The sequence below is a fragment of the Kytococcus sp. HMSC28H12 genome (assembly GCF_001816045.1).
GTDB lineage: Bacteria > Actinomycetota > Actinomycetes > Actinomycetales > Dermatophilaceae > Kytococcus > Kytococcus schroeteri.
Genome location: NZ_KV824606.1, coordinates 1 through 3155, shown reverse-complemented (window position 1 = coordinate 3155; position 3155 = coordinate 1). Strand labels below are relative to the sequence as shown.

2 protein-coding genes are annotated in these 3155 nt (G+C 73.4%); one reads left to right on the top strand and one right to left on the bottom strand.

Going from position 1 to position 3155, the window contains the following annotated elements; translation table 11 throughout:
• Positions 1 to 52: 52 nt before the first annotated feature.
• A complete protein-coding gene (gene guaA / locus HMPREF3099_RS09540) occupies positions 53 to 1642 on the top strand; it encodes a glutamine-hydrolyzing GMP synthase (RefSeq protein WP_070705734.1) in 1590 nt (529 codons plus the stop codon).
• A gap of 149 nt (positions 1643 to 1791) precedes the next feature.
• On the opposite strand, the gene HMPREF3099_RS09535 is transcribed toward guaA, so the two are convergent.
• On the bottom strand, positions 1792 to 2886 hold the full coding sequence (locus tag HMPREF3099_RS09535; protein ID WP_168168509.1) for a lysylphosphatidylglycerol synthase transmembrane domain-containing protein: 1095 nt from the start codon (positions 2884 to 2886) through the stop codon (positions 1792 to 1794).
• Between the last annotated feature and the right edge of the window lie 269 nt (positions 2887 to 3155).

The following is a 3155-nucleotide window of genomic DNA, read 5'->3' as shown; positions in this document are numbered from 1 at the left end:
GAGCGCCCACCCGCACCGGGTGGGCGCTCGCGCTGCCAGTAGGCTGCGCCCCGTGACCGAGCTCCAAACGAACCCCGTCCTCGTCGTCGACTTCGGCGCCCAGTACGCGCAGCTCATCGCCCGCCGGGTGCGTGAGGCCGACGTGTACTCGGAGGTCGTCCCGCACGACATGCCCGCTGCGGAGGTGCTCGCCAAGGAGCCCGCCGCGCTGATCCTCTCCGGCGGCCCGTCGTCGGTGTACGCCGACGGCGCCCCGCGCCTGGCCGAGGGCCTGCTCGAGGCCGGGGTGCCGGTGTTCGGCATCTGCTATGGCTTCCAAGCCATGACCCAGGCGCTCGGCGGCACGGTGGCCCACACCGGCCAGCGCGAGTACGGCTCGACCCCCGCCACCGTGGTCCCGGGTGTGGACTCGGTGCTCTTCGCCGGCCAGCCCACCGAGCAGTCGGTGTGGATGTCCCACGGCGATGCGGTGAGCGAGGCCCCGCAGGGCATGACCACCACCGCCTCCACCCCGGGCGCGCCCGTCGCGGCCTTCGAGGACCGCGAGCGCCGCCTCTTCGGCGTGCAGTGGCACCCCGAGGTCATGCACTCCGCGCACGGGCAGGCGGTGCTGGAGAACTTCCTGCGCGAGGGGGCTGGCCTGGAGGGCCGCTGGACCAACGAGAACGTCATCGAGACGCTCGTGGAGGACATCCGCGCCCAGGTCGGCGAGGACCGCGTCATCTGCGCCCTGTCCGGCGGCGTGGACTCCTCGGTGGCCGCGGCCCTGGTGCAGAAGGCCGTCGGCGACCAGCTCACCTGCGTGTTCGTGGACCACGGCCTGCTGCGCTCCGGCGAGCGCGAGCAGGTGGAGCAGGACTTCGTCGCGGCCACCGGCGTCGACCTGGTGACCGTGGACGCGACCGCCCAGTTCCTCGACGCGCTGGCCGGCCAGACCGACCCGGAGACCAAGCGCAAGACCATCGGCCGGGAGTTCATCCGCACCTTCGAGCAGGCGGCGCGCGACGTGGTGGCCGGTCGGGCGGGGGAGCACGCCGACGACGAGCACCCGGTGAAGTGGCTGGTGCAGGGCACCCTCTACCCGGACGTCGTGGAGTCCGGGGGCGGTGCGGGCACGGCCACCATCAAGTCGCACCACAACGTGGGCGGCCTGCCCGACGACCTGCAGTTCGGCCTCGTGGAGCCGCTGCGCATGCTGTTCAAGGACGAGGTGCGCGCCATCGGCCGCGAGCTCGGCGTGCCCGAGGTGATCGTGGCCCGTCAGCCCTTCCCCGGCCCGGGCCTGGGCATCCGCATCATCGGCGAGGTGACGGCCGACCGCCTGGAGACCCTGCGGGCGGCGGACGCCATCGCGCGCGAGGAACTCACGGCCGCCGGCCTGGACGACACGATCTGGCAGTGCCCGGTGGTGCTGCTGGCCGACGTGCGCTCGGTGGGCGTGCAGGGCGACGGGCGGACCTACGGCCACCCGATCGTGCTGCGTCCGGTGAGCTCCGAGGACGCGATGACCGCCGACTGGACGCGTCTGCCCTACGAGGTGCTGGAGCGCATCTCCACCCGCATCACCAACGAGGTGGACGAGGTGAACCGGGTGGTGCTCGACGTGACGAGCAAGCCGCCGGGAACCATTGAGTGGGAGTGAGGCGGAGCCGAACTCGGTGAGGTGGGAGTGAGGCGCAGGTCCCCCTCCCCTGACCGCCCGGAGATCCGTCTGTGGTCCACGTGCCCGCCCGACGGGGCGCACCCTTGGACCGCGCAGGCGGATCTCTGTGTGCGAGGGGCTCCTCCGGGCTAGGGGGTGCCCGGGCGGTTGCCGGCCCGGCCGGCGGTGAGGATCCACACGACGCCGGCCACGAGGCCCGCGGGCACGTGCAGCACGTTGGTGAAGAGGCTGAACAGCAGCACCGCGGCCGAGGCACCGGCCGGTGAGGCCCCGCCGGCCACGAGGATCGCCAGGGCACCGGCCTCGGTGACCCCCATCGAGCCGGGGGTCACCGGGAAGGCCGTGAGCAGGCGCCCCACCGCGTAGGCGGCGAAGGCCTGCACGGGGGAGATGTCCACGCCCATGAAGCGCAGGCACAGCCAGAACACCACGCCGTAGAGGCCGAGGAATCCGGCCATCCCGGCGGTCATGGTCCACCCGCCGGTGCGGACGGTGGTGGCGATGCGTTCGCGGAGTTCCAGCGCCACCCGGCGGAAGTCGTCGCGCTCCACCTCGAGACGTCCGATGAAGGGGCTTGCCAGCCAGCCGATGGACGACCCCAGCGACCCGGCCACGGTCCGCGAGGCCACGGCCAGGACGAAGAAGAGGAGCAGTCCGCCGCCGGCCACACCGCCCACGGTGAGGGCGAAGACCACCTGGCGCGGCAGGGTGCCCACGGCCTCCCAGAGCATCCACGCTGCGGCGATGGCCGGCAGGGCGGCCCGCCCCAGGATGTTCCACACGCCGATCACGGTGAGGGCCGAGGAGACGTCCTTGCGGGCGAAGCCCCAGCTGCGGAACATTGCATACGTGGCGCCCACGCCCACCGCGCCGCCGAGGGGGAAGGTGGTGGAGATCATCGTGCCCACGAGGTTGCTGATGACGGCCTGCCCGGTGCGCAGCCCACGGATGGACCCGGTCATCACGAACGTGTAGCAGAGCACCGCTGCCGAGGTGAGGCCAGTGAGCCACGCGATGTCCGAGGTGCTCAGGCGGCGCAGCTGGGTGCCGATCTGGCTCCAGCTCGTGTCGGCGATCCAGGGCAGGCCCCACACGATGATGACGCCGGCCACGGCCAGCCCCACGAACGCGGAGGCGATGCGGGCCGGGGAGAGGGGGGCGCCCTGGGGGTCCAGGTCGTCCTCGACGGTGTCGGGGGCCGGGGTGGCGGGGTGCTCGCTCATCGCCCGCCATCCTCCCTCACGCCCGGGGCGGGGCGGTGGCACTCGGGCACCGCGGGGGCGTCGTGTCCCGGTGGGGGTGTCAGCCCGTGGTGGGATGGGGCGCATGAGCGACGTGACCTACCACCGGCCCGACCCGACGGGCGGGGTGCCGCTGTTCGTCCGGGTGGGGGAGGCCGTGCTGGCCGTGGGGCACGGCGTGGACCCCACCTGGTTGGCCGCCGAGCTGGGGGCGCCGGCCGTCGAGGGGGCGGCGCCGCGGGTGGCCGCCG

What these genes read in the sequence shown, in the direction of transcription:
- HMPREF3099_RS09535 (WP_168168509.1), bottom strand. Translation starts at nt 2,886, where the DNA reads ATGAGCGAGCACCCCGCCACCCCGGCCCCCGACACCGTCGAGGACGAC.